Source organism: Kitasatospora sp. NPDC057198, from assembly GCF_042670125.1.
Lineage (GTDB): Bacteria > Actinomycetota > Actinomycetes > Streptomycetales > Streptomycetaceae > Kitasatospora.
In genome coordinates this window covers 1-2,263 of sequence record NZ_JBHUWH010000764.1, presented here as the reverse complement: position 1 = coordinate 2,263, position 2,263 = coordinate 1, and the positions used below count along the sequence as shown (strand labels likewise).

Below are 2,263 nucleotides of genomic sequence, written 5' to 3'. Positions count from 1 at the left end.
CTTCGCCAACTGGGTGGTGGCCTGCGCCCGCTGCCCGGCCGGCGCCTGGGCCTGCTGCCCGGCCGCCGGGGCCGCCGCGGGCGCCAGGTCCGCGACCGCGGTGGTCACGGCGGTGCGCGGCGCGGCCGCGGCCGTACCGGTGGCCAGCGTGGCGCCGCCGCCCGCCAGCGCCAGGGCGAGCAGTACTCCTGCCAGACGCGTCCTCATCAGTCCAACCTCGTTCCCGTCCGGCCCCCGTGGCCTTCGACCGTTTCACTGTGACAGCTGCCGGCCGCGTCGTGACAGGGGCGCGGAACGGCCCGTTCCCGGACTGTGACGGTGTAACGGGGGCGCACCCGGCGGCCGGGGCCGCCGCCGGGCGCCGGACCGTCAGCAGGACTGGCGCACCACCAGGTGGGTGGGCAGCACCACCGCGCGGCCGGGGGCCGGGTCCTGGAGCAGTTCCACCGCCCGGGCGCCCAGGTCCTCCACCGGCTGGCGGACGGTGGTCAGACCCGGCCGGGCCGTCGCGGCGGCCGGGGAGTCGTCGAAGCCGATCACCGCGACGTCCTCCGGCACCCGCCGCCCGAGCCGGTGCAGCGCCCGCAGCGCACCCATCGCCATCGCGTCCGAGGCGGCGAACACCGCGTCCACGTCCGGGTACTGGTCGAGCAGCCGGAGCATCGCGTGCTCGCCCGAGCGCGACCCGAAGTCGCCGTACGCCACCGCGCAGCGGGTCGGGTCGCCCTGGTCGGCCATCGCCCGCCGGTAGCCGGCCAGCCGGTCGGCGCCCGCGGCGGTGTCCGGCGGCCCGGCGATGGTGGCGATCCGCCGCCGCCCGGCCCGGTGCAGCAGGTTGACGGCGGCCCGGGCGCCGCTCAGGTTGTCGGCGTCCACGTGCGCCAGGCGCTGCGACTGCGGGGGGCGGCCCAGCGAGACCACCGGCACGCCCGCGGCCTGCAGCAGCCCCGGCAGCGCGGGGTCGCCCCAGCGCCCGACCAGCAGCACGCCGTCCACGTGCCCGCCGCACAGGTAGCGCACCAGCGACGGCCGGGCCGGGCCGGGCCCCGCGGTCAGCACCACCAGCTCCCGGTCCGGGACGACCCGCTGCGCGCCCGCCAGTAGCCGCACCGGGAACGGGTCGGCGTGGAAGCGCAGCACGTCCGCGAAGGCCACCACGGCGATCGCCCCGGTGTCCCGGGCGGCCGCGGCGGGCGCCCGGCGGCGGACGTAGCTCAACTCGCGGGCCGCGCACTCGACGCGCGCCGCGATCTCGGCGGACACCGGCGCGGACCGGTTCAGCACCCGGGACGCGGTGGCGCTGGACACGCCCGCGCGGGCCGCGACCTGGGCCAGCGTCGGTCCGGGCGGTGCGCCCGGTGAGCCGTCCGCCGGGGCCGAGCGGTCCGCGCGGTGCGCGCGGTCCGACCGGTCCTCGGGGCAGGGGGTCGGGAACGGGAGGGTGCCGCCCGGCTGGCGGGTGGCGGTGATCGGGTGGGGGAGCGGGTGCACGGGCAACGCGGTCGCCCTTCCTGGCGCGGGGTGGGGGAGGCCGTGGCCACCCGCCCGGGGCCATCGGTGACCGCACCGTAGGTGCCTGGTCGGTGGACCGTCAAGGCTTGTGACACGACCGGTCCGCCCGTTCCGTCCCGCGCCCGCCCGCGTCCCGCGGACCGTGATCGCCGCAGTCGCGTCGTGCGGGGGCAGTTGGCGCGCCCGGGACATGACGGGCCGTCGGGAGGTTCCCGGCCGGCCGCGGGCGCCCGGCGCCGACCCGCGGCGCCCGCCGACGGGACGGCCGTCTCACCATCCGGACGCCCGGTCCGGGGGCGGAGTGTTAGGCTCCGGCTTTCGTTCAGGCGGGCGCCCCGGCGGGGCGCCCACGGGGAGAGCAGGAGCAGAAGTGTTCGCAACGCGCAGTGCCAGGATCGCGTCCATGGCCGTGGCCGCCGCCGCGGCGGCCCTCCTGGCGGGCTGCTCCGCCGAGGTGCACGTGGGCAACGCCCGGCCGGCGCAGACCTCCGGCGGGGACGCCGTACTGCCGAAGGTCTCCGCCGACAAGCTCGAGAAGGAGGTCGCCAAGACGCTCGCCGAGAAGTACGACCAGCCCGAGCCCACCGTCACCTGCCCCGGCGACCTGGCCGGCAAGGTCGGCACCACCATGCGCTGCAAGCTCACCGCCGAGGACGGCAGTTCGCTGGGCCTGACCGTCACCGTCACCTCGGCGACGGGCACGGGCCTCAAGTACGACATCAAGGTCGACGACCTGCCCACCGCGGGCGCC

General features: G+C 78.2%; 2 protein-coding genes and 1 pseudogene. 1 reads left to right on the top strand and 2 read right to left on the bottom strand.

Annotated elements, in window-relative coordinates; genetic code table 11:
• A pseudogene (locus tag ACFUEL_RS38770) lies at positions 1-207 on the bottom strand (hypothetical protein); the annotation flags it as partial.
• A gap of 162 nt (positions 208-369) precedes the next feature.
• Positions 370-1,491 carry a LacI family DNA-binding transcriptional regulator gene (locus ACFUEL_RS38765; RefSeq protein WP_380242767.1) on the bottom strand — a complete coding sequence of 374 codons (1,122 nt, stop codon included), beginning with the start codon at positions 1,489-1,491 and terminating at the stop codon, positions 370-372.
• A 424-nt stretch (positions 1,492-1,915) separates the two neighbouring features.
• On the opposite strand from ACFUEL_RS38765, the gene ACFUEL_RS38760 reads away from it, so the two are divergent.
• Positions 1,916-2,263, top strand: a 348-nt coding sequence (locus tag ACFUEL_RS38760; protein ID WP_380242765.1) for a DUF4333 domain-containing protein, incomplete at its 3' end; no start/stop codon positions are given.